20 protein-coding genes are annotated in these 23,775 nt (G+C 69.1%); 12 read left to right on the top strand and 8 right to left on the bottom strand.

Features of this window, described 5'->3' with window-relative positions:
- Nucleotides 1-117: 117 nt before the first annotated feature.
- The gene (locus F8O03_RS10265) at nucleotides 118-675 is read left to right on the top strand and encodes a YceI family protein (RefSeq protein ID WP_068483909.1); all 558 of its coding nucleotides are present in this window, start codon (nucleotides 118-120) and stop codon (nucleotides 673-675) included.
- 130 nt (nucleotides 676-805) lie between these two features.
- On the opposite strand, the gene F8O03_RS10260 is transcribed toward F8O03_RS10265, so the two are convergent.
- On the bottom strand, nucleotides 806-1,339 hold the full coding sequence (locus tag F8O03_RS10260; RefSeq protein WP_151423796.1) for a hypothetical protein: 534 nt from the start codon (nucleotides 1,337-1,339) through the stop codon (nucleotides 806-808).
- 187 nt (nucleotides 1,340-1,526) lie between these two features.
- On the opposite strand from F8O03_RS10260, the gene F8O03_RS10255 reads away from it, so the two are divergent.
- Both F8O03_RS10255 and rbsK read left to right on the top strand, forming a co-directional pair.
- Nucleotides 1,527-1,937: a DUF6157 family protein gene (locus F8O03_RS10255; RefSeq protein WP_151423795.1), complete on the top strand. Its 411-nt coding sequence runs from the start codon at nucleotides 1,527-1,529 to the stop codon at nucleotides 1,935-1,937.
- On the top strand, nucleotides 1,934-2,863 hold the full coding sequence (rbsK, locus tag F8O03_RS10250; RefSeq protein WP_151423794.1) for a ribokinase: 930 nt from the start codon (nucleotides 1,934-1,936) through the stop codon (nucleotides 2,861-2,863). The genes F8O03_RS10255 and rbsK overlap by 4 nt, the downstream gene beginning before the upstream one ends.
- Nucleotides 2,864-3,134: 271 nt before the next feature.
- On the opposite strand, the gene F8O03_RS10245 is transcribed toward rbsK, so the two are convergent.
- From F8O03_RS10245 to F8O03_RS10235, 3 genes are all read right to left on the bottom strand, one after another.
- On the bottom strand, nucleotides 3,135-4,373 hold the full coding sequence (locus tag F8O03_RS10245; RefSeq protein ID WP_151423793.1) for a saccharopine dehydrogenase family protein: 1,239 nt from the start codon (nucleotides 4,371-4,373) through the stop codon (nucleotides 3,135-3,137).
- Nucleotides 4,374-4,498: 125 nt separating this feature from the next.
- The gene (locus F8O03_RS10240) at nucleotides 4,499-6,022 is read right to left on the bottom strand and encodes an APC family permease (RefSeq protein ID WP_151423792.1); all 1,524 of its coding nucleotides are present in this window, start codon (nucleotides 6,020-6,022) and stop codon (nucleotides 4,499-4,501) included.
- Nucleotides 6,023-6,176: 154 nt separating this feature from the next.
- A complete protein-coding gene (locus F8O03_RS10235; RefSeq protein ID WP_167516544.1) occupies nucleotides 6,177-6,719 on the bottom strand; it encodes a TetR/AcrR family transcriptional regulator in 543 nt (180 codons plus the stop codon).
- Nucleotides 6,720-6,771: 52 nt separating this feature from the next.
- Here F8O03_RS10235 and F8O03_RS10230 point away from each other — a divergent pair, with 52 nt between their 5' ends.
- Nucleotides 6,772-7,947, top strand: a complete 1,176-nt coding sequence (locus F8O03_RS10230) for an FAD-dependent oxidoreductase (protein ID WP_151423790.1) — start codon at nucleotides 6,772-6,774, stop codon at nucleotides 7,945-7,947.
- A 391-nt stretch (nucleotides 7,948-8,338) separates the two neighbouring features.
- Here the strand turns inward: F8O03_RS10230 and F8O03_RS10225 are convergent, their stop codons facing one another.
- A complete protein-coding gene (locus tag F8O03_RS10225) occupies nucleotides 8,339-9,196 on the bottom strand; it encodes an SDR family oxidoreductase (protein WP_151423789.1) in 858 nt (285 codons plus the stop codon).
- A 147-nt stretch (nucleotides 9,197-9,343) separates the two neighbouring features.
- The gene (locus F8O03_RS10220; RefSeq protein WP_151423788.1) at nucleotides 9,344-10,519 is read right to left on the bottom strand and encodes a glycine-rich domain-containing protein; all 1,176 of its coding nucleotides are present in this window, start codon (nucleotides 10,517-10,519) and stop codon (nucleotides 9,344-9,346) included.
- A gap of 309 nt (nucleotides 10,520-10,828) precedes the next feature.
- Here F8O03_RS10220 and fdhA point away from each other — a divergent pair, with 309 nt between their 5' ends.
- The 3 genes from fdhA to F8O03_RS10205 all read left to right on the top strand — a co-directional run bounded on the left by fdhA (nucleotide 10,829) and on the right by F8O03_RS10205 (nucleotide 13,343).
- Nucleotides 10,829-12,043, top strand: coding sequence for a formaldehyde dehydrogenase, glutathione-independent (fdhA, locus tag F8O03_RS10215; protein WP_104254289.1), 1,215 nt, complete (start codon nucleotides 10,829-10,831; stop codon nucleotides 12,041-12,043).
- Between the two features lie 197 nt (nucleotides 12,044-12,240).
- Entirely contained in the window at nucleotides 12,241-13,062 is an 822-nt protein-coding gene (locus F8O03_RS10210) for an alpha/beta fold hydrolase (protein ID WP_151423787.1), read from the top strand.
- Complete coding sequence (locus tag F8O03_RS10205; RefSeq protein ID WP_151423786.1) at nucleotides 13,059-13,343, top strand: DUF3253 domain-containing protein; 285 nt, start codon at nucleotides 13,059-13,061, stop codon at nucleotides 13,341-13,343. The genes F8O03_RS10210 and F8O03_RS10205 overlap by 4 nt, the downstream gene beginning before the upstream one ends.
- A gap of 60 nt (nucleotides 13,344-13,403) precedes the next feature.
- Here F8O03_RS10205 and F8O03_RS10200 read toward each other — a convergent pair whose 3' ends face one another.
- Nucleotides 13,404-15,701: an FdhF/YdeP family oxidoreductase gene (locus F8O03_RS10200; protein WP_151424026.1), complete on the bottom strand. Its 2,298-nt coding sequence runs from the start codon at nucleotides 15,699-15,701 to the stop codon at nucleotides 13,404-13,406.
- Nucleotides 15,702-15,863: 162 nt separating this feature from the next.
- On the opposite strand from F8O03_RS10200, the gene F8O03_RS10195 reads away from it, so the two are divergent.
- Both F8O03_RS10195 and F8O03_RS10190 read left to right on the top strand, forming a co-directional pair.
- Nucleotides 15,864-16,310, top strand: coding sequence for a MarR family winged helix-turn-helix transcriptional regulator (locus F8O03_RS10195; protein WP_151423785.1), 447 nt, complete (start codon nucleotides 15,864-15,866; stop codon nucleotides 16,308-16,310).
- 92 nt (nucleotides 16,311-16,402) lie between these two features.
- A complete protein-coding gene (locus tag F8O03_RS10190; protein WP_151423784.1) occupies nucleotides 16,403-17,851 on the top strand; it encodes an MATE family efflux transporter in 1,449 nt (482 codons plus the stop codon).
- Nucleotides 17,852-17,922: 71 nt separating this feature from the next.
- Here the strand turns inward: F8O03_RS10190 and F8O03_RS10185 are convergent, their stop codons facing one another.
- Nucleotides 17,923-20,031, bottom strand: a complete 2,109-nt coding sequence (locus F8O03_RS10185) for a heavy metal translocating P-type ATPase (RefSeq protein WP_244296173.1) — start codon at nucleotides 20,029-20,031, stop codon at nucleotides 17,923-17,925.
- Between the two features lie 134 nt (nucleotides 20,032-20,165).
- Here F8O03_RS10185 and F8O03_RS10180 point away from each other — a divergent pair, with 134 nt between their 5' ends.
- The 3 genes from F8O03_RS10180 to F8O03_RS10170 all read left to right on the top strand — a co-directional run bounded on the left by F8O03_RS10180 (nucleotide 20,166) and on the right by F8O03_RS10170 (nucleotide 23,748).
- Nucleotides 20,166-21,026: a MerR family DNA-binding transcriptional regulator gene (locus F8O03_RS10180; RefSeq protein WP_151423782.1), complete on the top strand. Its 861-nt coding sequence runs from the start codon at nucleotides 20,166-20,168 to the stop codon at nucleotides 21,024-21,026.
- Between the two features lie 328 nt (nucleotides 21,027-21,354).
- A complete protein-coding gene (locus F8O03_RS10175; protein WP_151423781.1) occupies nucleotides 21,355-22,062 on the top strand; it encodes a FadR/GntR family transcriptional regulator in 708 nt (235 codons plus the stop codon).
- Between the two features lie 195 nt (nucleotides 22,063-22,257).
- Nucleotides 22,258-23,748 (top strand): four-carbon acid sugar kinase family protein, encoded by a 1,491-nt coding sequence (locus F8O03_RS10170; RefSeq protein WP_425280956.1) that lies wholly within the window; start codon nucleotides 22,258-22,260, stop codon nucleotides 23,746-23,748.
- Nucleotides 23,749-23,775 lie beyond the last annotated feature (27 nt).

Genomic DNA, 23,775 nt, shown 5'->3' with positions numbered 1-23,775 from the left:
CCTGCCGGTCGGAATACCGTCACATCTCTATGCGTTTGAATAACTTGTATCCGCAACAATGTGTTACGTTGTCCAGGACTTGACCGAGACAACACCCACGAGCCTTCAGGAGAAGACATGAGCATCAGCGCAGCAGACATCAACGGCTGGACCGCCGGCACCTGGAACATCGACCCCACGCACACGGAGGTCGGCTTCGTCGTCCGCCACCTCGCCATCAGCAAGGTCCGTGGCGGCTTCGAGACCTTCTCCGGCGTCATCACGACCGGTGAGACCATCGAGGAGTCCACGGTCAACGCCGAGGTCGAGGTCGCATCCGTCAACACGAAGCAGCCGGCCCGCGACCAGCACCTCGCGACCTCCGACTTCTTCCTCGCTGAGGAGTTCCCGACCTTCACCTTCGCCTCCTCCGCGACGCGTGTCGAGGGCGACTCGGTCAAGGTCGACGGCGAGCTCACGCTGCGCGGCGTCACCAAGCCCGTCACGTTCGATGTCGAGTTCGGCGGCATCACGACCGACGGCTACGGCCAGAAGAAGCTCGGCTTCGAAGCGGTCACGAAGATCAACCGCAAGGACTTCGGCGTCAACTGGAACGCACCGACCGAGGCTGGTGGCCTCACGCTCGGCGACACCGTCACGATCAACCTCGACGTGCAGGCGACGCTCGCCCAGTAGTCCCAACCCTGGTCGCTTCGGCGACCGAGGCACGATCTCCCCCGATCGTGTCGCGCGTTTCCCCCGAACGCGCACGAGAAGGCCGGATGCCACGCATCCGGCCTTCTCCGCGTCCGCACCACCGCGGCGGCTAGGTCGTGCCGATCAGGCTCATCTCATGCTCCGCGAAGCCCGCGCATCCGTGCTGCGTCCAGTCGTAGGGACCCGTTGGTGCGGGCTCGCCGTAGAGGGCGAGCAGCTCATCCTCGCTGAACTGCTCGTTCGCCTCGCTCTGGTCGTCGGGGTGCAGCTGCCAGGGGAGCCGGAAGCGGTACTCGACGCCCTTCTCGCGCATGCACTGCGAGATCAGGAACTTCTCCTCGACCCACAGCTGCTGGTCGGCAACGGTCATCCCCAACGCGCCTTCCTCGTAGCTGATGGCGCTCCGGTCTGACTCGGAATTCCAGAACCGCACGCCATAGGTGTCGGTCTCGAAGCTCGCCTCCGGCGTCGCGGTCGCCGTCGCCGCGGCTGAAGGTGAGACTGTCTGGGGCGTCGACGTCGCGGCCGTGGGGCCCGCTTGTGATATCTCGGGAGGTGGCGATGAAGCGCAACCCGTGAGCAGGAGCACGAGGGTCGCCGTCGCGAAGCTGAGGGCGAGTTTCAGGCTCGAGAGATCGCGCAATACAGGTTCCTTCCGTGCGTCGAATTCGAAGCCTAGGCGAGACGTGGTGCTTTGAGACTCCCAGCCAGATAACGGTTCAACCGACGCGCGGTACATCCGGTCACGCTTGCGTCACGCCTGCGATGTTGCGCGCCGTCCGCAGTCCGCTCGTCTGGTCCCTGGCACCGCGGACCCGTAGGCTCTGCCCATGGGGACGACGAACTACACCAGCACGTTCATCCAGATCGCCGACGACTGCCCCGTCGATGAGGCTGAGGCACCGCCGGAGTCGGCGAAGGGGCCGACCGTCGCGAGCCTGCAGCACAAGCTCGTCAGCGAGCATCCGTACGAGTACACGTCAGACGACGTGCTCTTCGAGACCTACGCCGTCCGCAACGCGATCCCGGCTGAGGAGCGCGAGGCGGCGCGGGCAGCGTTTTTCGCGAAGGACCAGGCGTGCCTGCGCGCTTCGCCGCTCGGCAAGCGCTGGGGCTGGGGCATCCACTCCGACGGGGAGGCGCGCATCGCGCTTGTTCCGCTGGGCACCGACGAGTATGAGGAAAAGGCGGGCGACGAGTCGCTCAAGCAGCTCAAGGCGATGCGCTCGAAGCGCGCATGAGCGGCTTGGAACGAGCCGGGGTGCTTGTCGTCGGCAGTGCGTCCGCCGACCTCACCGCCTTCTCGACGCGCGCGCCCGGGCCCGGGGAGACCCTCCGCGGTGAGAGCTTCAGCCTCGCGCTCGGCGGCAAGGGCGCGAACCAGGCCGTCGCGGAGGCTCGGGCTGGGGCACCGACTGCATTCATCGGGTGCGTTGGTGAGGACGTCTTCGGTGAGATGGTCGTGCGAGAACTGCGGTCCGCCGGGGTTGCCGTCGGCGGCGTGCGCGCCGTGGCTCGGGAGACCGGGGTCGCGCACATCCGTGTGGACGCGACCGGCGAGAACTCGATCGTCATCGTGCCGGGCGCCAACGATGCCCTCGAGGAGTCCATGGTGCTGCAGGGCATCGGTGACGCCGCGGCGACGAGCTCGGTGCTGCTCACCCAGCTGGAGACGCCAGAGCGGCTGACTGACTGCATCCTGCGCACGGCGCAGGATGCAGGGCTCACGACCATCCTGGACCCGGCGCCCGCCGTCGCCCTCGACGGGAAGGTGTGGGCGTCGGTCGACATCGTCACACCGAACGAGACCGAGGCGCGCATGCTCACGGGCGTCGTCGTCGAGAGCGAGGCGAGCGCCGCGCAAGCGGGGCGCTGGTTCCTCGACCGCGGCGTCGGCGCAGCGCTCATCACGCGGGGAGGAGCCGGGACGACGCTTGTGACCACGGACCACGTGGAGACGTTCCGCGCGATCCAGGTTGAGGTTGTCGACACGACGGCTGCAGGTGATGCCTTCGCGGGCGCGCTCGGGGCAGCACTCGCAGGCGGGCAGCCCCTCGAGGCCGCGATCCGCTACGGAGCGGCGGCCGGCGCCCTCGCCGTCTCGAGGCGCGGCGCCTCGCCGAGCATCCCCACCGCAGCCGCGATTGAGGCGCTGCTCGCCCGCTAACGCGGCCAACTCGCTGGACGAATCGGCGCTCGCCGCGTCGGCAGTCGCGCCAGGGCCTCGTTCAGCACGGAAGTTGGCCACCGGGCGGCACACGCGGCCAGGTTCGGAGCGGGGCGTGCTGGCCGCCGAGCATCCTCGCCGCGCCGGATCGAGGACGTGCTGCGGACTCGCTGACCAACATCAGTGCAATATCGGGCCGATCGGAGCCGAAGCGGCACGTTCGGGCCGATATTGCACTGAAGTTGGTCAGGCGAGCTGTCGATCTGGTGGTCTACGCGGTCAGTTCGGCGCTGCGGTCCTGCACGTGCCACGGCGAACCGTAGCCGGCCGGCTCTGCGCCGCCGAGCAGCTCGAGGAACGGCTTCGCATCGAACGCCTCCGGTGCGAGCACGCCGGCGCCCGACCAGACACCCGTCGCGAGGAGCTCGAGCGCGATGACGGGGTTGATGGCGGTCTGCCAGACGACGGCCTGCGAGTTGTCCTTCGCCATCGTCTCCTCGTTGTCGGCGACGTGGTACAGGTACACCTGCTTGGGCTCGCCGTCCTTGCCCTTGCCGGTCACGAGGAGTCCGGCGCACGTCTTTCCGCGCATCCGGTCTCCGAGCTTGGCCGGGTCGGGGAGGACCGCGGCGACGACGTCGCGCGGCGACACCTGCTGGCCCTTGACGCTCACGGGGTCAGTGCTGTCGAGGCCGAGCATGTGCAGCGTCTTGAGGACGTCGATGAACTCCTGGCCGAGCCCGTACTTGAAGGTGACGCGCTTCGCGTTGGTCCAGCGCGGCATGAGCAGCACCTCTTCGTGCTCGACGTTGACGCACTCGACGGGGCCGATGCCTTCGGGGAAGTCGAAGACCTCTGCCTCGCTGAAGGGCGGTGTCGTATACCAGCCTCGCTCGCGCTCGTAGATGACGGGCGGGTTGAGGCACTCCTCGATCGTCGTCCAGATCGAGAAGGACGGGGCGAAGTCGTAGCCCTCGACGGTCAGGTTGGCGCCGTCGCGCACGCCGAGCTCGTCGATCTCGGAGAACAGCTCGTCTTCGGCGTAGCGGGCGAACACGTCGGAGAGGCCGGGCTCGACGCCGATGCCGCAGAGGGCGAGCACGCCACGCTCCTTGAGTGCCGCGTCGTGCTCGAACTGCTCGTCGCCGAGCTTCACACCCGTCTGCTCGTGCGGATGCTCGGGGTGCGGCTTCGAGAGGCTCATCGCCATGTCGAGGTAGGTCGCACCGGCTGCGGTGACGCCTGTGAAGATGGGCATCACGAAGCGTGGGTCGACGGCGTTGAGGACGTGCGTGATGCCGTTGTCGCGGACGAGGGTCTCGACGGCTGCGGGGTCGGATGCGTCGACCTGCGCGGCCTGGAAGCGGGTGTCGTCGAGTTCGGCGACGAGGTCTTCTGGCCGGGTGGGGTCGTAGTCGGCGATGAGGCAGGAGTTGAAGAAGCTGCGGCGCTTCGCGATGCGGGCGGCGGCTGCGCCGACGCCTCCTGCACCGATGATGAGGATGTGCACGATTGGCCTTTCGTTGATCACGTGCGATGGATGGCGTCCGGTTCGCGGGGGTGAACCGTGCGGTTGGTCGGTGCTGGTGAGCAAGCGAGGCGCCCGCGGAATCGCAGGGCGCCTCACGCAGGGAATCAGTCCTCGGGGGCGAGGATCGCCGAGTGGCGGTTGATGGTGCGCTTCTCGAAGTAGTCCTTCGATCCGGGCATCGCGGCCCAGACGAACATGAGGATGAACCCGATGACGAACGAGCCGATGCCGATGACGAACGCGCTGCCGAGGCCGAAGAAGGTCGTGTAGCCGTACTCGGGGTTCGCCATGTCGATTGCCGACTGGATGAACGCCCACACCATGAACACGCCGCCGAGCAGCGGGAACAGGAAGCGGTACACGAAGTTGCGCGCCGACGAGAAGAGGCTCGTGCGGAAGTACCAGATGCAGGCGAAGCTCGCGATGCCGTAGAAGAACGCGATGGCGAGGCCGATGGAGAGGATGGAGTCCTGGAGGACGCTGTTCGAGACGAAGCTCATGCCGACGTAGTAGAGAATCGCGACGATGCCCATCAGGAGGGTCGAGAAGGTCGGGGTCTTCGACTTCTCGCTGACGACGGCGAAGCGTGCGGGCAGGGCCTTGTAGACGCCCATCGCGAAGGTGCCGCGTGCGGTGGGGAGGATCGTCGTCTGGGAGGACGACAGTGACGAGACGGCGACGGCGAGCACGAGGAACCAGCCCCACGGCCCCATCGCCAGGTCGGTGAGCACGGAGAAGACGTCGTCGGCGTTCTCCTCGTTCGCGAGGCCGGTGCCGGTCTCGCCGAGGCCGGCGTACATCATGACGACGATCGTGATGCCGACGTATGTGATGAGGAGCAGCACGGTCGAGAGCACGGCTGCCCGGCCTGGCGTCTTCTTGGGGTCCTTGGTCTCCTCGGTCAGGGCGAGGCAGGTGTCCCATCCCCAGTAGATGAAGAGGGCGAGGATGATGGCCTGCACCATGCCGTGTCCGTCGGCGAGGAGCGGGTTGAACCAGTCGATGCTGATGGGGGTCGGGTCGGGGGCGGTGCCGTTGGCGTAGCCGATGAGGCAGCCGACGACGAACGCGGCCATGGCGGCGTACTGGATGATCAGCAGCACGACCTGCATCTTCTCGCCGAGCTCGATGCCGCGCATCGAGATCCAGGTCATGACCGCGATGATGAGCGCCCCGAAGAGGGTGACGACCACGCGATTCTCGGCGAGGGAGCCATCGCCGATGAGCAGCAGGATGTAGACGGAGGCGATCTCGGCGAGGTTCGCCATGACGAGGATGCCGGCGACCGCGAGGGCCCAGCCGGACATCCATCCGGTGCGGGGGCCGAAGGCCTTGGCCGCCCAGGTGAAGACGGTGCCGCAGTCGTTGAGCTCGTTGTTGAGCTCGCGGTACGCGAAGGCGGTGAACATCATCGGGATGAACGCGAGGATGAACGCGATCGGCGCCTGCTCGCCGACGGCGATGACGACGAAGCCGAGGGTCGCGGCGAGGGAGAAGAGCGGGGCGGTCGAGGCGAGGCCGATGACGGTCGACCCCCAGATGCCGAGTCGTGCCGGGGCGAGGCCCTTACCGATTGGCGTCTGCGTCGCCAGTGCTTCGGTGATCGGGCCGGGTTGTGCGTTGGTCATCATTGTCTCCCGCATCAAAGGGCCTGCCGCGGTCGCGGAGTGAGCACGAACTTACCATTCGGTTGGTGACGCGCCGAGGGATTTCACGCATCCCGTCGTAACGGTTGTGTTTCCAGACGTGAGCGGGTGCCTGGGGAGGATGCCTGACGGCGCGTTAGCCGCGGAGGTCCTGGATCGCGCCGAGGATCTCCGCGGTGGACTCCGCGTTGATGAACTTCTCGTCGACCGCTCCGACGCTGAGCAGCGCGTTGTGGTTCATGCCGTCTCCGACGAACAGCACGAGGCGCGCGACCGCGGGGTCGCCGATGGCGCGGACGAGCGCGTCGAACCAGCCCTCACGGCACTCGCGCAGCACGTCCAGCGCGTCCGTGTCACCGGTCTGCGCAAGGCGGTAGACAGCTTCGACGAGGCGCTCGAGGAGGCTGTCGCGATCCTGCGAGGACACGATGTAGTACGACACGGCGTTGTCGAGGTCGCCGAGCATGTTGTCGGCGTCGACCCGGGCCTGCGCCTGCAGTTCGGCGAGGAGCGCCGCGCCGAGGGCCTGTTTCGACGCGAAGTGGTGCAGGACGCCGGCCTTCGACAGCTTGCAGGTGGTGCCCACGGCTTCGAGCGTCGTCCCGCGCACGCCGGAGTCGACGAGCAGGTTCATGTACGCGGTGAGGATCTTCTCCCGCTGACCGGAGACGGTGAGCATTCGGCAATGGTACCCAGGAAGTGACCCGGGTGAGTGCGAGTAGCGTTGCGTCATGACTGACGTTGACGTGCTCATCATCGGCGGCGGAGCGATGGGGCTGTCGACCGCTTGGCAGCTGGCGAGGCGCGGCAGGAGTGTCCGGCTGCTCGAGCAGTTCCAGCCCGGCCACCACCAAGGCGCGTCCCACGGTGCGACCCGGAACTTCAACACCTCGTACACGCAGCCTGACCTCGTCGCGATGCTGCACGAGTCGCGTGCGCTGTGGACCGAGCTGCAGCTCGACTCCGGCCGGCAGATCCTCGACCTCGTCGGCCTCGTCAATCACGGGCCTGGAGCTGCCAGCCCGGACGTCCACGCCGCCATCTCTGCGGGAGGGGAGGCGGCCGAGCTGCTCTCGACGAAGGATGCGGGTGAGCGGTGGCCTGGCATCCGCTTCGATACCGAGGTGCTGCACCTGCCGAGGGCGGGCCGGGTCCGAGCCGCTGATGCGCTCACGAGCATGGCTGAGCTGGCGGCGGCGAGTGGGGCGGAGCTGAGCTGGGGCAGGCGCGCCGTGAGCGTCGTGGAGGAGACCGGTCGGGTCGTCGTCGAGGCCCACTCGTGGGGTGAGGCGCCGGAGCACCGCGGCCACGCGCGCGAGACGATCACGGCGAAGGTCGTCGTCTCGGCGGTCAACGCGTGGACTCGCACGCTGCTCGCCGGAACCGTCGAGCTGCCGCGGATGCGGGTCACGCAGGAAGCGCCCGTGCACTTCCGCGAGTTCAACGGCTACGTCGACTGGCCGAGCTTCAACCACCTCCCTGCCTTCGGCCGCCCCGGGTACGAGGGCTGGCTTTCCCCCGTCTACGGGATGCTCACGCCGGGCGAGGGAATCAAGGCGGGCTGGCACGGCGTGGGTCCCGTCGTCGACCCCGACGCCCGCGACTTCCTGCCGGTGCCTGCGCAGCTCGACGCGATCAGGCAGTACGCCCGCGACTGGCTGCCCGGCGTCGACGCCGACAGCGCCGAACCGATCAGCTGCACCTACACGACCACCGACGACGCCCGGTTCGTGGTCGACAGGGTCGGCCGCGTCGTCGTGCTCGCCGGATTCGCGGGGGAGGGCTTCAAGTTCGTGCCGTCGATCGGGCGACTCGGGGCTGACCTGGCCGAGAACGGCCCTGGTGTGGCGCCTGAGCTGTTCTCGTTGAGCCGGCCGCGGTCGCTCGCCGCGCAGCCCTTGCGGTAGGCGCCCCGCGCATCCGCTGGCGCTCGCTCGCCCCGCCCCGCTCGCCCGCCCCGGCCCCGGGGCGTCTCGGGATGGGAACGTCGCTTCGTACTGGGGAAGTTTCCGCAACGAGGTGAGTTTGCTAGCCCGAGTCGGGCGTGGCGTGCGTGCCCGCCTGGCTCACCTGGCCTTGGGGGCCTGTGGCGGGCTGCACCGTGTCGCCTCGGCGTGCTGCCGCCCGTGCCGGTTCTGCTGCCACTTCGGTTTCGGGATGGCTTTCGCGCACGGGGATGCTTTGCAACCCATCCGCGTGCGTGGAACCCATCCCGAAAGCGGGCAAGTCGAGAGCCGAGAGTCGAGAGTCTCAGCTCGTGGCGGCAAACGGCGGCACGCTCCCGCCGAGTTCGTGGTCCTACGCGGTGAGCGTTCGGAGCGTCTCGGCGAGGGGGGTCGTCGGTCGTCCGGAGACGCGGGAGAGGTCGCCGGTCGTGAGGCCGAGTGCGCCGTCGCGGATGTTCGTGTCGAGTCCGGTGATGAAGTCGATCGCGCGCTCGTCGACGCCGTTGGAGGTGAGCGCGGCCCGGTGCTCCTGGGTTGTCAGGGCGCGGTACTCGACGTCGCGGCCGATGGCGTCGGCGAGCGTCTTCGCGAATTCGTCGAAGTCCCAGGCCTTGTCGCCGGAGAACTCGTAGACCTTGCCCTCGTGACCGTCTTCGAGGGCGACCGCGGCGATGCCAGACGCGTAGTCGGCGCGGGATGCGCTCGCGACGCGGCCCGTGCCTGCGCTGTTCGCGATGACGCCCGTGGTCTCTCCCTGGGCGATGTCGGCGACGTAGTTCTCGGTGTACCAGCCGTTGCGGACGACGGTCGCGGGCAGGCCGGACTCGCGGATGAGGGACTCGGTGGCGACGTGCTCCGGGGCGAGGATGAGGGCGTCTGGGTCGCCGCCGAGGACGCTCGTGTAGATGATGCGGGCCGCACCCGCGGTCTTCGCCGCGTCGATGATGGTCTCGTGCTGGGCGACCCGGGTCCCGACCTCGTTGCCGGAGATGAGCACCACGGTGTCGCCGGCGCTGATCGCCGCTGCGGCTGTCTCGGGGCGCGCGTAGTCGATGACGGCGGTGCGGACGCCCTTCGCGGCGAGCTGCTCGAGGCGCTCGACGTTGCGTCCGCCCGCGAGGATGTCGGCGGGGGCCGCACCGCGTTCGAGCAGGCTGTCGATGACGAGGGTGCCGAGCTGTCCGGTTGCGCCGGTGATGACGATTGCCATGCTGTGCTGTTCCTTCCGAGGGGGATACGTGCACCCGGGACAACAGGACGACCGCCGCTCTTGTTCCCGATGCCTGCGCTGCGTGGAGAAGCACATCGGCACCCGCCTCCTGAGAAGCGGGTGCCGATGATGCCGAGGGTCCTGACGTCAGGCGCAGCGGAAGATCTGGATGGACCCAGGCACGCGGACCTCGGGCGCGGGGTTGCTGTTGGCGCCGACTCCGATGATGGGCGTGCCCGTCGGGGTCGCACCGCCGACAGCTGTCGGGGAGACCCAGCTCGAGCCGCCACCGCCGCCGGACGCCATGCCGAGGATGCCGCCGGTGCTGTTCGCGCCGTTTCGGTCCCAGAGGCCGACGCTGGAGCCGCCGCCACCGCCGCCCGCGTATCCGCCGCCGCCGGCACCTCCGCGGTTGCCCGCCTCGTTGACAGTCCCGGACGCGCCGCTCAGGTTCTGGACGGTCGTCGAGGGCCACACGAGCGCCACGCCCGTGCCGCCGGTCGCGCCGGCGGTGCTGGCCGCGCCGCCTTGCGTCCCGGCTCCAGTCTGCGTGTAGGCGCTGCGGACCGTCAGGCCAGTCGCCGCGTTCGGGAAGGGCGCCCCTCCGGCTCCGGGGGTGGAGCCGACCGCGCCGCGGCCGCCGTTGGAGGAGACTCGGCGTCCCGCGTCCTTCACCGGGGCGGTCCAGATGCGCGACCCGTTCGTCGCAGACAGTCCTCCGGCTCCGCCGTCCGGTGCGGGGTCGTACGTGACCGAGAAGTCGTTGAGGGTAAAGCTGCCGATGTAACCGGCTCCGGCTCCACCACCGCCCCCGGCAATGGCGATCGGGGTCGTCCCGATGCGGATCGCGGAGCCAGCGCCGCCGGAGCCGCCGACGAACTTCGTCCCCGACGTGTTCGGCAGGGCGTTGCTTCCGCCGCTGCCGTGGCCCTGCCCGCCCTGGGCGGCGCCCGTCGAGTTGGTGGGCACGCCGACGCCGCCCTGCCCGACCACAAGCGTGAGCACGGTTCCCGGCACCACGGTGAGGCGGCCGTCAACGCTCGCACCGGCACCGCCGACGCCCGTGATGCCGCGTCCTCCACCGGATCCACCGGTGACGACGTAGCGGATGCGGGTGACGCCGGCGGGGACCGTCCAGGTCGTCGTCCGTCCCGCTGCATCCGCGACTCCGGTCCCCGTCGGCAGGAGGGCGGTGTGGATCAACGTGTTCGAGACGCAGGGGCTCGCCGAGGCGGCGGGAGCGGCGAACGCGGCTGCCATGACGGGGGCCGACCAGGCTCCAGCCTGAATGAGGGTTCGCCTGCTTGGGGTTGATGGATTCACGGAATTGTCCGGGGAATTGCTCACGTTGTGTCTCTCTTTGATGCCTGCATGACTGGTCAGTACAGTGCTGCCAGCACACAGGATTGTAATCGACTATTCGGCTCCAGGTTGAGACTTGTGATGCCGGCATCTTGTGCACCACGGAGAGCAGCCTTCGGTCGGCGCCTGTGCATCCACTGCTCATCCGCTTCGAGTCCTGGTGACGCGAGACGGGGCGGCCTAGCCTCGAAATACTGCGTAACAGAGACGTTCGCAGGGCTGCGCGTTCGCGCGCACCGCACGCAGCACCGCTAACTCAAAGGAGAGATCATGGCGAGCAACAGAGCTGTCGCGTACAAGGGGCCCAACGAGGTCGAGGTCATCGACATCCCGTACCCCGAGTTCGAGTTGAAGGACGGGCCGGGCGTGAATCCGGCGAACGTGGGACGGCAGGTGCGGCACGGCGCCATCCTGCGCACCGTGACCACGAACATCTGCGGGTCCGACCAGCACATGGTGCGCGGCCGCACAACCGCCCCGGTCGACCTCGTGCTCGGCCACGAGATCACGGGCGAGGTCATCGAGGTAGGACCCGACGTCGAGTTCATCAAGGTCGGCGACATCGTGTCGGTGCCGTTCAACATCGCCTGCGGTCGCTGTCGCAACTGCAAGGCGGGCAAGACGGGCATCTGTCTCAACGTCAATCCCGACCGTCCCGGCAGCGCGTACGGCTACGTCGACATGGGCGGCTGGGTCGGCGGGCAGGCTGAGTACGTGCTCGTGCCGTACGCCGACTGGAACCTCCTCAAGTTCCCCGACCGCGACCAGGCGCTCGAGAAGATCCTCGACCTGACGATGCTCTCCGACATCTTCCCGACCGGGTTCCACGGCGCGTACACGGCGGGTGTCGGCCCAGGGTCGACCGTCTACATCGCGGGTGCTGGACCCGTCGGCCTCGCGGCGGCGGTGAGCGCCCAGCTGCTCGGCGCTGCGTGTGTCATCGTCGGCGACCTCAACGAGGATCGTCTCGCGCAGGCGAGATCCTTCGGCTGCGAGACGGTTGATGTCTCGAAGGGCGACCCGGGCGAGCAGATCGAGCAGATCCTGGGGGTGCCGGAGGTCGAGTGCGGCGTGGATGCGGTCGGGTTCGAGGCGCGCGGCCACGGCTCGGACGCCGGGCACGAGGCTCCAGCGACGGTGCTCAACTCCCTCATGACGGTGACGGAGGCCGGCGGGGCGCTCGGGATCCCCGGCCTGTACGTGACAGGCGACCCGGGTGGGGTCGACGAAGCCGCGAAGGTCGGCTCGCTGTCGATCCGTCTCGGCCTCGGCTGGGCGAAGTCGCTGTCCTTCACGACCGGTCAGTGCCCGGTCATGAAGTACAACCGGCAGCTCATGCAGGCGATCCTCTTCGACAAGGTGAAGATCGCGGATGCCGTGCAGGCGACCCCCATCACGCTCGACGAGGCGCCGAAGGGCTACGCGGACTTCGATGCAGGCGCGCCCAAGAAGTACGTGCTCAACCCGAATGGCTACGTGAAGTAGCTCTGCGCGGGGGACAATCAGACCGCGACAGAGCGTGGATGGCGTCGAGCCTCGTGCTGCAGGGATGGACTGCAGCCCGGGGCTCGATGCATTCGTCGGGGCTTTCGCCTCGTCTTGTCGGTGGCCGGGTGCAGACTGTGGTCGTAGTCGAGTGCGGGCACCGAGGCCGGCACTCGCAGGGGCAGGGGAGCAGGAACATGGTTGCAGCAGAACAGAACGACGTCGGTGGGGTCCGCGTCGACCGCGAGGTCGCCACCTCCGCCGACGGAACGCGCATCGCGTACGAGATCCGCGGGGAAGGGCCCGTGGTGGTCATCGTCAACGGCGCCTTCTCGACGGCGCGCGATGTGACGGAGTTCGCGAGAGCGCTTGTCGGGGCGGGCTTCGCGGCTGTCTCCTACGACCGTCGCGCTCGCGGCGACAGCGGCGACACGAAACCCTCGGCGCCAGAGCGCGAGGCTGAAGACCTGGCGGCCGTCATCGACGCGGTCGGCGGTCGAGCGAGCGTCATCGGGCACTCCTCGGGTGCAGTGCTCGCGCTCTTCGCCGCGTCGCTGGGCGTGCCCGTGCAGCATCTGTTCCTCTCCGAACCGCCGTTCCGCTTCGGGCAGCACGAGCCTGCCGCCGACCTCGCCGAGCGCCTGCAGCGCCTCGTCGACGACGGTGACGAGGCGACGGCGGTCTCCACCTTCCAGCTCGAAGGCGTGGGCCTCGACCCTGCTCTCGTGGAGCAGATCAAGCAGAGCCCCATCTTCCCTGGCCTCGTGCCGCTCGCGCAGTCCACCGTCTACGACGCGCAGCTTGTGCGGCAGGTGTCGACGCCTACGGAGGCGATGGTCGCCGTCCAAGTACCCGTGACGATCGTCGTGGGCGGCGACACGTTCCCGTTCCTCGCGAGCGCCGCGAAGCTGCTTGCCGAGACCCTGCCTGGCGCGGAGCTCGTCGAGGTCGCCGAGTCGGTTGGCCACCGCGTGCATCCGGAGGCCACGGCGAAGGTGCTGGCGGAGCGGCTGCTGTGAGCTCCTCGGGCGACCCCGAGAGCGTGCGCCCCCGGGGCCGCGCTGGCGACGAGCTCGAGCGGGTGATCCTCGACCTCCTGGACAAACGTGCGGAGGGGGCGACGATCTGCCCATCGGAGGCGGCGCGTGCCGTCGGCGGCGATGCGTGGCGAGACGACATGGACGCGGCGAGGGCCGCGGCGCGGCGACTCGTCGAGTCGGGCGAGGTCGACATCACGCAGGGCGGCGAGGTGGTCGACGGTTCGACGGCCAAGGGGCCGATCCGCATCCGCCGCCGCTGAGGGCTCAAGGTGGCGACCGAAGTTCAGCTCCGGCGTGTGATCGTGCGGCGGGGGATCGTCCTATGACCCCAGCTTCTCCAAGCGAACGATGACCGACTTCGACGTCGGGGTGTTGCTGACGTCGGCCGTCGAGTCGAGCGGCACGAGCACGTTCGTCTCGGGGTAGTACGCGGCGACGCAGCCGCGGGGCGTCGAGTAGAACACGATGCGGTGTCGCTCGCTGCGGCGCTCCTCGAGCGTGCCGTCGCGGCCGGGCCACTCCGAGACGATGTCGACGTGGTCCCCATCCGCGAGGCCAAGGTCGCGCGCATCCGCCTCGTTGACGAACACGACTCGCCTCGCACTCTTCACACCCCGGTACCGGTCGTCCTTGCCGTAGATGGTGGTGTTGAACTGGTCGTGCGAGCGCAGCGTCTGCAGCAGGAGGCGACCCGCCGGCACCTTCGGGTACTCGAGATTGTTGACGGTGAACTTCGCGGTGCCGCCGATGCTCGAGAAGTCGCGGCCGTCGCGCGGGCCGTTCGGCAGGATGAACCCGCCCGGCTCGTCGATCCTCGCCTCGAAGTCCTCGAAGCCAGGGATGACCCGGGAGATGGACGCGCGCACGTTCCCGTAGTCCGCGCGCAGCTCGGCCCAGTTCACCTGCGGCACGTTCGGTCGCGATCGGGTGAGGACCCGCTCGGCGAGCATCGTCACGATCGCGACCTCGCTCAGCAGCTCGTCGCTCGCCGGCTCGAGCCGCCCGCGCGACGCGTGGACCGCGCTCATGGAGTCCTCGACGGTCACGCGCTGCGTGCCCCCGGCCTGGCGGTCGCGTTCGGTGCGGCCGAGGGTGGGGAGGATGAGGGCCCGGCGCCCCGTCGCGACGTGGGACCGGTTGAGCTTCGTCGATACCTGCACGGTGAGGGCGAGCGACTCCATGGCGGCCTCGGTCACGGCCGTGTCCGGCGTCGCCCGGGAGAAGTTGCCGCCCATCGCCATGAAGACTCTGGCCTTGCCGTCGCGCATGGCGCGGATCGCCTCGACCGTGTCGTAGCCGTGCTTGCGGGGGGAGGCGAAGGAGAACTCCGCGTCGAGCTTGTCGTGGAACGACGCTGGCATCTTCTCGAAGATGCCCATCGTGCGGTCGCCCTGCACGTTGGAGTGCCCGCGCACGGGGCAGACGCCGGCGCCCGGCTTGCCGATGTTGCCTTGCAGGAGGAGCAGGTTGACGCAGTCGCGGAGGGTCGGCACCGAGTGCTTGTGCTGGGTGAGGCCCATGGCCCAGCAGACGATCGTCGACGTCGATGCGAGCAGCATCTCCCCGGCCTCGCGGATCTCAGCCTCGCTGAGTCCCGTGGCCGTCTCGACCTCCGACCAGTCGAGCTGTCGGAGCGATTCGAGGTACGCATCAACGCCCACCGTCTTGGCGGCGATGAACTCGGCGTCGAACACGGTGCCCGGGTTCGCTTCCTCGGCGTCGAGCAGGATGCGCCCCAGCGCCTGGAAGAGGGCCTGGTCGCCGCCGAGCTTGATCTGCAGGAACAGGTCGTTCAGGGCAGTGCCGCCGAGCACCATGCCGCGCACGGTCTGCGGGTTCTCGTACCGCATGAGCGCCGCCTCCGGCAACGGGTTCACGGCGATGATCTTGCCGCCGTTGAGCTTCGCCTTCTCGAGCGCCGTGAGCATGCGCGGGTGGTTGGTGCCGGGGTTCTGGCCGGCGATGATGATGAGGTCGGCCTCGTGGATGTCCTCGAGGCTCACGGAGCCCTTGCCGATGCCGAGCGTCTCGCCGAGGGCCGAGCCGCTCGACTCGTGGCACATGTTCGAGCAGTCTGGCAGGTTGTTGGTGCCGAGGCCGCGCACGAACAGCTGGTAGACGAACGCGGCCTCGTTGGAGGTGCGGCCCGACGTGTAGAAGATCGCCTCGTCCGGGGTCGACATCTGCGCGAACTCGTCGGCGATGATGTCGAACGCCTCGTCCCAGCTGACGGCGCGGTAATGGGTGCCGCCCTCGTCGAGCAGCATGGGATGCGTGAGGCGCCCCTGTTGGCCGAGCGAGTAGTCGTCCCAGGTGCGCAGCTCCTCGATGGAGTGCTCGGCGAAGAAGCTCGGCGGGATGCGCCGCTTCGTGGCCTCCTCGGCGACGGCCTTCGCGCCGTTCTCGCAGAACTCGGCGGGGCTGCGGTGCTTGCCTTCCGGCCACGCGCATCCGGGGCAGTCGAAGCCGTCCTTCTGGTTGATGCGCAGCAGGGTTCGGGCCGTGCGGGTCGGGCCCATCTGCGCCGTCGTGACCTTGAGCGAGTTCAGTACGGCGGGGATGCCGACGGCCGTGATCTTGGGCTCCGAGAACATGGCGGCGGTCTCGTCGATGTTCATGGCGATGCGCGCGGCACCGTCGACCGGCTTCACGTGCTTCTCTGGATGCTTCGGTTCGGGCATCGTTGCTCCTCCCGGGGAATGCGGTCAGTCTACGCGCGGGGCGCTGGTGCGGCGCTGACCCGCTTGACAGTTAGATATCTAACTGTCATAGTTCTAACTATGCCAGATACAGCACCTGCACCCCGCTCACCCCTCGAGTTCGTCCGGTGGATCAGCTGGGCGCAGATGAAGGCAGGCGAGGACTGGACTCGTGAGCGCGAGCTCACCAGGCCGCAGAGCTTCGTGCTCGACTCCCTCGTGCAGAGCCCGGGTGCGAGCCAGTCGGAGCTCGCTCGCAGGAGTCGCACGACGCCCGCCAGCGTCTCGAGCCTGCTCCGCGGTCTCGAAGGGCGCGGGCTCATCGAGCGCCGCACAGAGGGCGGCGACGAGCGCACCAAGCGCGTCTACGCCACGGCGGCCGGAGCCGCCCTCATCGCAGGCTTCGAGGAGGCGATGGTCGCGGCGGACGAGACGATCCTCGCGCCCCTCGACGCCGACGAGCGAGCCGCGTTCCAGAAGCTGCTCGCCAAGATCACGGCGCAGCTCCCGCAGCCCGTGCGCGACTAGCGCCGAGACGCGCGGCCGGTCCGCGCATCCACCTCCCTTCACGTGCCGACAAGGGTCGACGCGCGCTGGGTCCTGCCCAGAAAGAAGCAACCATGACCACTCCACCTCCAGCCGAAGCCGGAACCGCGCCAGATGCTGCACGCACGAATCGTTGGTACCTCTCGTCGGCACCCATCGTCAGCGCGCTGCTGCACCTCTGCGTGCCGATGGCGGCCGCCATGATCGTCGGAGCGATCTACAACCTCATCAATGCGGGATTCATCGGCTCGCTCGACAACACGGCGCTCCTGGCCGCCATCACCCTCGGCTCACCGATCCTCGGCCTCGTCATGGGGGTGGGGAACGTCTTCGGGGTCGGGGGAGGGGCGCTCATCTCGCGCCTCCTCGGCGGCGCCGAACGGGACCCCTCGAAGGCGGCGAGCATCAAACGGGTCGCCTCCTACTCGCTCTGGGGTTCGGTCGTCGTCGGAGCTGTCGTCGGCGGCATCGGTCTCGTGTTCCTGTCGCCGCTCGTCGCCCTGCTCGGTGCGGATGCGTCGGTCGCCGCGCCCACGAGCGCCTTCGTCGGGGTGCTGCTCGGCTTCGTGCCCGTCCTCGCAGCCGCCGTCTGCCTTGAGCAGCTCGTCCGAGCGGAAGGCGCGGCGAAGCAGGTCATGACCGCGCTCATCGTCTCCGCCGTCGTGAACCTCGCCCTCGACGCCCTCTTCATCCTGGTGCTCGACTGGGGAGTGGCGGGTGCTGCGGTCGCCACCGGTCTCGCGAATCTTGCAGTCGTCGCGTACTTCGTGATCTGGCTGACGCGCAACAGCGAGCACGTCCGCCTCTCCCCGCGGTGGTTCACGCTCGCCGCCTCCGTGCAGAAGCCGGTGCTCGGTGTCGGTGTCGGCACCCTCGTGCAGTCGGCCTTCCTCATCGTGACGGCGCTGGTGCTCAACAACCTCGCTGCCGCATACGGCGAGGGCCCGCTCGCCGCCATGGGGGTTGCCGTCCGCATCGCGCAGGTGCCCGAGTTCCTCATCATGGGCGTCACGCTGGGCGTGCTGCCGCTCCTCGCCTACTCGTACGGCAAGGGTGACGGTGCGCGCTTCGGATCCGCGCTGCGAGCATCCGCGATCACGGTCGGAACGCTCGCCGCGCTCGCGGCCACCCTCGTGCTGTGCTTCCGTGAACAGGTGTTCACGAGCTTCGTGGCCGACGAGTCGGTGCTCGCGATCGGCGTCGTGGTCCTCGCGGCGCAGCTCATCGCCATGGTCGCGAACGGCTTCACCGGGCTCATCACCTCGCTGTTCCAGGCGACCGGTCGCGCCCTCCCCGCGACGGTCATGTCGGCCGCCCAGGGGGTGCTGTTCATCCCCGTGGTGATCGCCGGGAACATCTGGTTCGGGCTCACGGGCATCGTCTGGGCGCTCACCGTCACCGAGGTCGCGGTGCTCGCCGTCGGAGTGATCCTGTGCATCGCGCTGGCTCCCGCGCTCAAGCGCGGTCTCGCGGAGGGCAGCGCCGAGCGGGCAGAAGAGGCACTCGAGCTGGCGGCGGCCTGAGCGGATGCCGCACGCGGCGACCTGGACCCACGAACGCCCCGCCGAACGGAAGCACGGCGGGGCGTCCGTGCCTACCTCACGCGCGCACTGGCATCCGGTGCGAGGTCGACGCGGCGCAGCAGTTGCGCATTGGCGGCGACGACGATCGTCGAGAGCGACATGAGCACCGCACCCACCGACATGGGCAGGATGAATCCGACGGGTGCGAGGATGCCCGCCGCGAGTGGCACGGACACCAGGTTGTAGCCGGCCGCCCACCACAGGTTCTGCTTCATCTTGCGGTAGCTCGCTCGCGACAGCGTGATGACGGAGAGCACGGAGCGGGGGTCGTCGCTCGCGAGGATCACCCCGGCGGATGCGATGGCCACGTCCGTGCCCGCGCCGATGGCGATGCCGACGTCGGCACGCGCGAGGGCCGGGGCGTCGTTGACGCCGTCGCCGACCATCGCGACCTTCTTGCCCTCGGCCTGCAGCTCGGCGACCTTCGCCGACTTGTCCTCGGGGCGCACGCCCGCGTAGACGCGGTCGACGCCGAGCTCCTCGCCGACCGCGCGGGCAACGGCTTCGGCGTCACCCGTGATCAGGACGACCTCGATACCCAGGCGGTGGAGAGCATCCACTGCCTCGCGCGACTCGGGGCGGATCTCGTCGGCCAGCTTGAGGCCGCCCACAACCGCGCCGTCTCGCACGACGTGCAGGATGATCGCCCCATCTGCGCGCCACGCATCCGCTTCGCTGATCTCGGAAGCGTCAAGCGCCTCGAGGAGGCGTGGCCCGCCGACACGAACCTCGCGGCCGTCGACGGTCGCCGTGACGCCGACTGCTGGTGATGAGCTGAAGTTCGATGCCGTGGGCACGGTGAGGCCGCGCGTCGAAGCCGCTCGGACGATGGCCTTGGCAAGCGGATGCTCGCTGTCGGTCTCCGCGGCGGCCGCGATCGCGAGCACCTCGTCGGCCGTGGGTGCACTTGCGGAGCCGCGTGCGACCGAGACCTCGGTGAGCGTCGGCTCGCCCTTCGTGAGGGTGCCGGTCTTGTCGAAGAGGACGGCGTCGACGGTGCGTGTGCTCTCGAGCGCGAGTCGGTCCTTGATGAGGACGCCGCTGCGCGCCGCCTTCTCCGTCGCGATCGACACGACGAGTGGGATCGCGAGGCCGAGAGCGTGGGGGCAGGCGATGACGAGGACCGTGACGGTGCGCATGACGGCGGCGTCTGGGTTGCCGACGAGCGTCCAGACGACGGCCGTGACCGCGGCGGCACCGAGGGCGAACCAGAACAGCCATGCGGCAGCCCGATCGGCGATCCGCTGCGCTCGCGACGTCGAGTTCTGCGCGTCGGCGACAAGTCGCTGGATGCCGGCGAGGGCCGTGTTGTCGCCAGTCGCAGTCACGCGGATGCGCAGGCCGGAGTCGGTCGCGACCGTCCCCGCCGTAACCGTGTCGCCGACGCCGCGGGACACGGGCCTGGACTCGCCGGTCACCATCGACTCGTCGACGTCGGCCCGCCCCTCGGTGATCCTGCCGTCCGCCGGCATGCTCGCACCTGGGCGAACCACGACGATGTCGCCCACCGCCAGCTCGGCGGGGGAGACCTGCACGATGCGATCACCCTCGACCCGCTCGGCGCTGTCCGGCAGCAGCGCAGCGAGGGAGTCGAGCGCCGACGTCGTCTGCGCGAGCGAGCGCATCTCTATCCAGTGGCCGAGCAGCATGATGACGATCAGCAGCGCGAGCTCCCACCAGAACTCGAGGTCGTGGTGCAGAAGGCCGAGGCTCGCACCCCACGACGCGGCGAACGCGACGGTGATCGCGAGTGCGATCAGCAGCATCATGCCGGGCTTGCGGGCCCTGAGCTCACTGACCGCGCCCGTCAGGAAGGGGCGGCCGCCCCAGACGTACATGACGGTGCCGAGGATGGGCGCGATGAGGCCCGCGCCCGCGAAGCCGGGGATCTCGTAGCCGAGCAGCATCGCGAACATGCTCGAGAAGCCGACGACGGGCACGGCGATGACGAGGTTGATCCAGAAGAGGCGCCGGAACTGGGCGACGTGATCCGCGCCGTGGCCCGCGTGGCCGGCGTGACCCGCGTGGCCGGCGTGACCCGCGTGGCCTGCGTGATTCGCGGTAGTCGCGTGTCCTCCCTGGCCGTGCTCGTGGGCGTGCGGTTCGTGCTGGGTGCTCATGTGGTTCTCCTCGGCATGCGCGACGTGGTGCATCCATCCTTGATACCCCTTGGGGGTACATGGGTCAACCGGGCACGGCGCCGATGCATTCCCGAGCTTGACTCTCCCGTTCGGGGAGGCGGCAGGCTTGAGGCATGCTCACCATCGGGGAATTCGCGAAGACAACCGGCACCAGCGTCAAGGCGCTGCGGCATTACGACGAGACGAAGGCGCTCGTCCCGTTCGAGGTGGATGCGGCGACCGGATACCGCAGATACGCCGAATCGCAGGTACGCGACGGTGCCCTCCTGCAGACGCTGAGGGCCGCCGGCGTGCCGTTGCCTACCGCCGCGAAGGCCGTTCGAGACGGCGACACGGCCGAGGTGCTGGTTCGCCATCGGGCGGAAGTGCTGCAACAACGTGACGCCGAGGATGCGGCCATGACGGCAGCGGATGCAGTGCTCACCGCATTTGCGCGCCCGGTTGTCGTCGAGGAGCGGCATCTTGGCGCCACGCCTTTCGTGGCGCTCGTCATTCCGCTGCCCGCCGACCTGGGTGCCGCTGGCGCTGACCTCGGGGGCGGCGGCGCGGTGCCGACTGACGAGGACGCCAACCGGGGATTCGTCGAACTGCATCGACGCATCGTCGAGGCTGGGCTCGAGCCGGGGCCCGGGTTCTGGACGACCTTCCGGGAGGCCCCGGGCAGCACGGCGAGAGCGTCTGTGCTGCAGATGCTGCTCTGCTGGCCGGTCGCGCGCATCCCGGAACCCGGCGGCGCGTCGTGGGGCGACGAGCGCACGCTCGTCGGCGAGCTGCCGCCACGGACCGAGCTTGTTGCCGTGTGGCGGTCGGACGGTGCTGATCTGCCCGAGGGTTCCGTGCATCCTGCCGTTGTCGCTCTCTTCGATGCGCTCGCGGAGCGCGGGATGGCACTCACGTCGCCGGAGGTGCGCCAGCGTGTTGTCGGCGAGGATGCAAGCGACTTCGTCGTGGAAGTCTCCGTCACGCTGCCGTGACGCTGCCCAGCTTCGCCCCAATGGCCGGCCTCGCCGCGCACCTGCCCGATCGCTGCCAGTCAAGTGGCCCGTATGGCCGAGGCTTAAGGGCCACTTGACTGGCAGCGACCGAGGCGTGCGGTGGCTGGGGGCCACTTGGCTGGCGGCGATCGCCCTCGAAGCATGTTGCAGCTCGGAACTGCGGAAACGGTGGCAGCGATCGGGTGGCGGATGCGCGGGCGCGGGGCGCGGGTGCAGGGTGAATGGGCGCGGGGTGAACGGGCGGGCGGGCGTGCGCGTGGGTGCGGGCGCGGCCCCGCCTACTACCATTGCGAGTTCGGAGGTCACCATGGCGAGAGCGTCGCTTGTTCAGTCGGTCAGCGATCGGCTCCTCGATGACATCATCTCGGGGGAGCTGCCTCAGGGCGCGCCGCTGCCGCGCGAGATCGACCTCGCCGAGCGGCTCGGCGTCAACCGTCTGACGCTTCGCGAGGCGCTCAAGACGCTGCAGGCGCAGGGCGTCGTGCAGCCGGTTCCCGGCACTCGCGGCCGCGTGCTCCCGATGGAGGACTGGACGGGCATCGAGCCGCTGCTGCGTGCCGCGACGTCGACCGAAGGCAAGGCGCAGGCGTCGGTGCAGCTCGTGCAGCTCCGGCGGATGATCGAGACCGGTGCGTGCGAGCTCGCAGCGCCCCTGCGCACGGATGACGACCTCGAGCGGCTCGAGGCGTGCCTTGAGGAGATGCGCGCCGCATCCGCCGATGACGACGTGCACACGTTCGTGACGGCCGACATCGCGTTCCATGACGTGGTGCTGCGGGCCAGCGGCAACCCGTTCCTGCGCGTGCTGCTCGAACCGCTCGGTCGCTTCCTGTACGAGCGGCGGTACGAGACCTCGGCCGTGCCGCAGGTGCAGGTGAACGCGATCCGCGAGCACGCGGCGATCCTCGAGGCGCTCCGCTCGGGCGAGGCGGCAGCGTCGCGCGCGGCGATGGAGTCGCACATGCAGCAGACGGCGGATGATCTCCAGCAGTACGTGTTGAGGCCTCGCGCCTGAGCGCACGCCTGGCCGCGCGCCTGGCCGCTCGCCGTCTTCCAGCACGGTCCAGTCTCCTGGCGGGGGTCAGCTGTCACGACGGGCGCGCTGGTTTTCCGCGCATCCGAACCCCCATGATCCGAGATATCAGATATCTCCTTGACAACCCCTTCCGACGGGCGCAAGATATCTGATATCCGATTACAAGGGAGTTCTCTGATGGATGAAACCCGACTGCTCGAGCAGTACCCCGCACCAGTGCACGTCGATGCCGCGGAGGTCGCCGACCGGGTCCGCGAGTCCGGAGTGACCCTCATCGTGCTCGACGACGACCCGACCGGAACGCAGTCGGTCGCCGACCTCCCCGTCCTCACCCGCTGGGACCAGGACGACCTCGTGTGGGCGCTCGAACAGGGCCGCGACGCCGTCTACGTGCTGACCAACACCCGCAGCCTCGACGCCGACTCGGCCGCAGCACGCAACCGCGAGATCGTCACCGCGGCCCTCGCCGCCGCCGAGCGCCTCGAGCGCCGCGTCGCCTTCGTGAGCCGCGGCGACAGCACGCTGCGCGGCCACTACCCGCTCGAGACCGACGTCATCGCGGCGACGCTCGAAGAGCTCGGCGGCCCGGTTCCCGACGGCATCCTCATCGTCCCCGCCTTCCCCGACGCCGGCAGGGTCACCATCGGGGGCATCCACTACTACCGCCAGAACGGCGAGCTCGTCCCCGTCGCCGAGACGGAGTTCGCGAAGGATGCGACGTTCGGGTTCCGCAGCTCGGCACTCCCCGAATGGGTCGAGGAGAAGACGAAGGGCCGCTGGGCGGCAGCCGACGTCACCGTGCTCTCGCTCGACATCATCCGCAGCGGGCCGGAAGCGGTCGCTGCAGTGCTGCAGGATGCGCGCGGCGGCCAGCCGATCGTCGTCGACGTGGTCATCGAGGACGACATCCGCATCGTCGCCCTCGGGCTCGAGCTCGCAGAGGCCGACGGCAAGCAGTTCCTGTACCGCGTCGGGCCGCCGTTCGTGCGCGCCCGCATCGGGCAGGAGATCGCCTCGCCCCTCGAGCCGGCCCAGCTCGCTCGCGTCGGCGCGGACGCGTCAGCCGCCGGCGGCCTCATCGTCGTCGGCTCGCACGTCGACCTCACGACCCGGCAGCTCGCGGCCCTGCACCGGGAGCACCCCGACCTCCCGGCCGTCGAGCTCTCCGTCTCGGCGATCATCGACGCCGACCGTCGCGACGCGCACCTCGACGACGCCAAGGCGCGCGTCATCGAGGCGCTCGCGACAGGCGACGTCATCCTCCACACGAGCCGCGAGCTCGTGAAGACCGACGACGCGGATGCGTCGCTCGCGATCTCGAGGAACGTCTCGGCCGCCGTCTGCGAGGTCGTCGCCCACGCGCTGCGTGAGACGCCGCCGAGCTTCGTCATCGCGAAGGGCGGCATCACCTCGAGCGACGTCGCCACCAACGGCCTCGAGATCCGCCACGCGGTCGTGCGCGGCCCCATGCTGCCCGGCATCGTCTCCCTCTGGCAGGCGGTCGGGGGACCGGCCGACGGCATCCCCTACGTCGTGTTCGCCGGGAACGTCGGCGACGAGGACTCGCTCGCGCGAGTCGTCGAGAAGTTCCACGCGAGCGCCGAGACCGGCGTCGACCAGACCCCACCCGCGGCAGCACCCGCATCCGCACCCGCATCCAGCTGATCAGCAACAGCGCTGAGACCTCAACAC

Origin of the sequence: Pseudoclavibacter terrae (assembly GCF_008831075.1) — a bacterium.
Classification (GTDB): Bacteria; Actinomycetota; Actinomycetes; order Actinomycetales; family Microbacteriaceae; genus Pseudoclavibacter; species Pseudoclavibacter terrae.
This window is presented reverse-complemented; position numbering and strand designations above follow the sequence as displayed.

Bases quoted from the DNA above. Each gene is read 5' to 3' on its own strand.
- F8O03_RS10175 (WP_151423781.1), top strand. From the start codon at position 21,355: ATGGCGAGAGCGTCGCTTGTTCAGTCGGTCAGCGATCGGCTCCTCGAT.
- F8O03_RS10240 (WP_151423792.1), bottom strand. From the start codon at position 6,022: ATGACCAACGCACAACCCGGCCCGATCACCGAAGCACTGGCGACGCAG.
- F8O03_RS10200 (WP_151424026.1), bottom strand. From the start codon at position 15,701: ATGAACATCGACGAGACCGCCGCCATGTTCTCGGAGCCCAAGATCACG.
- rbsK (WP_151423794.1), top strand. From the start codon at position 1,934: ATGAGCGGCTTGGAACGAGCCGGGGTGCTTGTCGTCGGCAGTGCGTCC.
- F8O03_RS10235 (WP_167516544.1), bottom strand. From the start codon at position 6,719: ATGCTCACCGTCTCCGGTCAGCGGGAGAAGATCCTCACCGCGTACATG.
- fdhA (WP_104254289.1), top strand. From the start codon at position 10,829: ATGGCGAGCAACAGAGCTGTCGCGTACAAGGGGCCCAACGAGGTCGAG.
- F8O03_RS10230 (WP_151423790.1), top strand. From the start codon at position 6,772: ATGACTGACGTTGACGTGCTCATCATCGGCGGCGGAGCGATGGGGCTG.
- F8O03_RS10210 (WP_151423787.1), top strand. From the start codon at position 12,241: ATGGTTGCAGCAGAACAGAACGACGTCGGTGGGGTCCGCGTCGACCGC.
- F8O03_RS10195 (WP_151423785.1), top strand. From the start codon at position 15,864: ATGCCAGATACAGCACCTGCACCCCGCTCACCCCTCGAGTTCGTCCGG.
- F8O03_RS10265 (WP_068483909.1), top strand. From the start codon at position 118: ATGAGCATCAGCGCAGCAGACATCAACGGCTGGACCGCCGGCACCTGG.
- F8O03_RS10225 (WP_151423789.1), bottom strand. From the start codon at position 9,196: ATGGCAATCGTCATCACCGGCGCAACCGGACAGCTCGGCACCCTCGTC.
- F8O03_RS10190 (WP_151423784.1), top strand. From the start codon at position 16,403: ATGACCACTCCACCTCCAGCCGAAGCCGGAACCGCGCCAGATGCTGCA.
- F8O03_RS10185 (WP_244296173.1), bottom strand. From the start codon at position 20,031: ATGAGCACCCAGCACGAACCGCACGCCCACGAGCACGGCCAGGGAGGA.
- F8O03_RS10255 (WP_151423795.1), top strand. From the start codon at position 1,527: ATGGGGACGACGAACTACACCAGCACGTTCATCCAGATCGCCGACGAC.
- F8O03_RS10180 (WP_151423782.1), top strand. From the start codon at position 20,166: ATGCTCACCATCGGGGAATTCGCGAAGACAACCGGCACCAGCGTCAAG.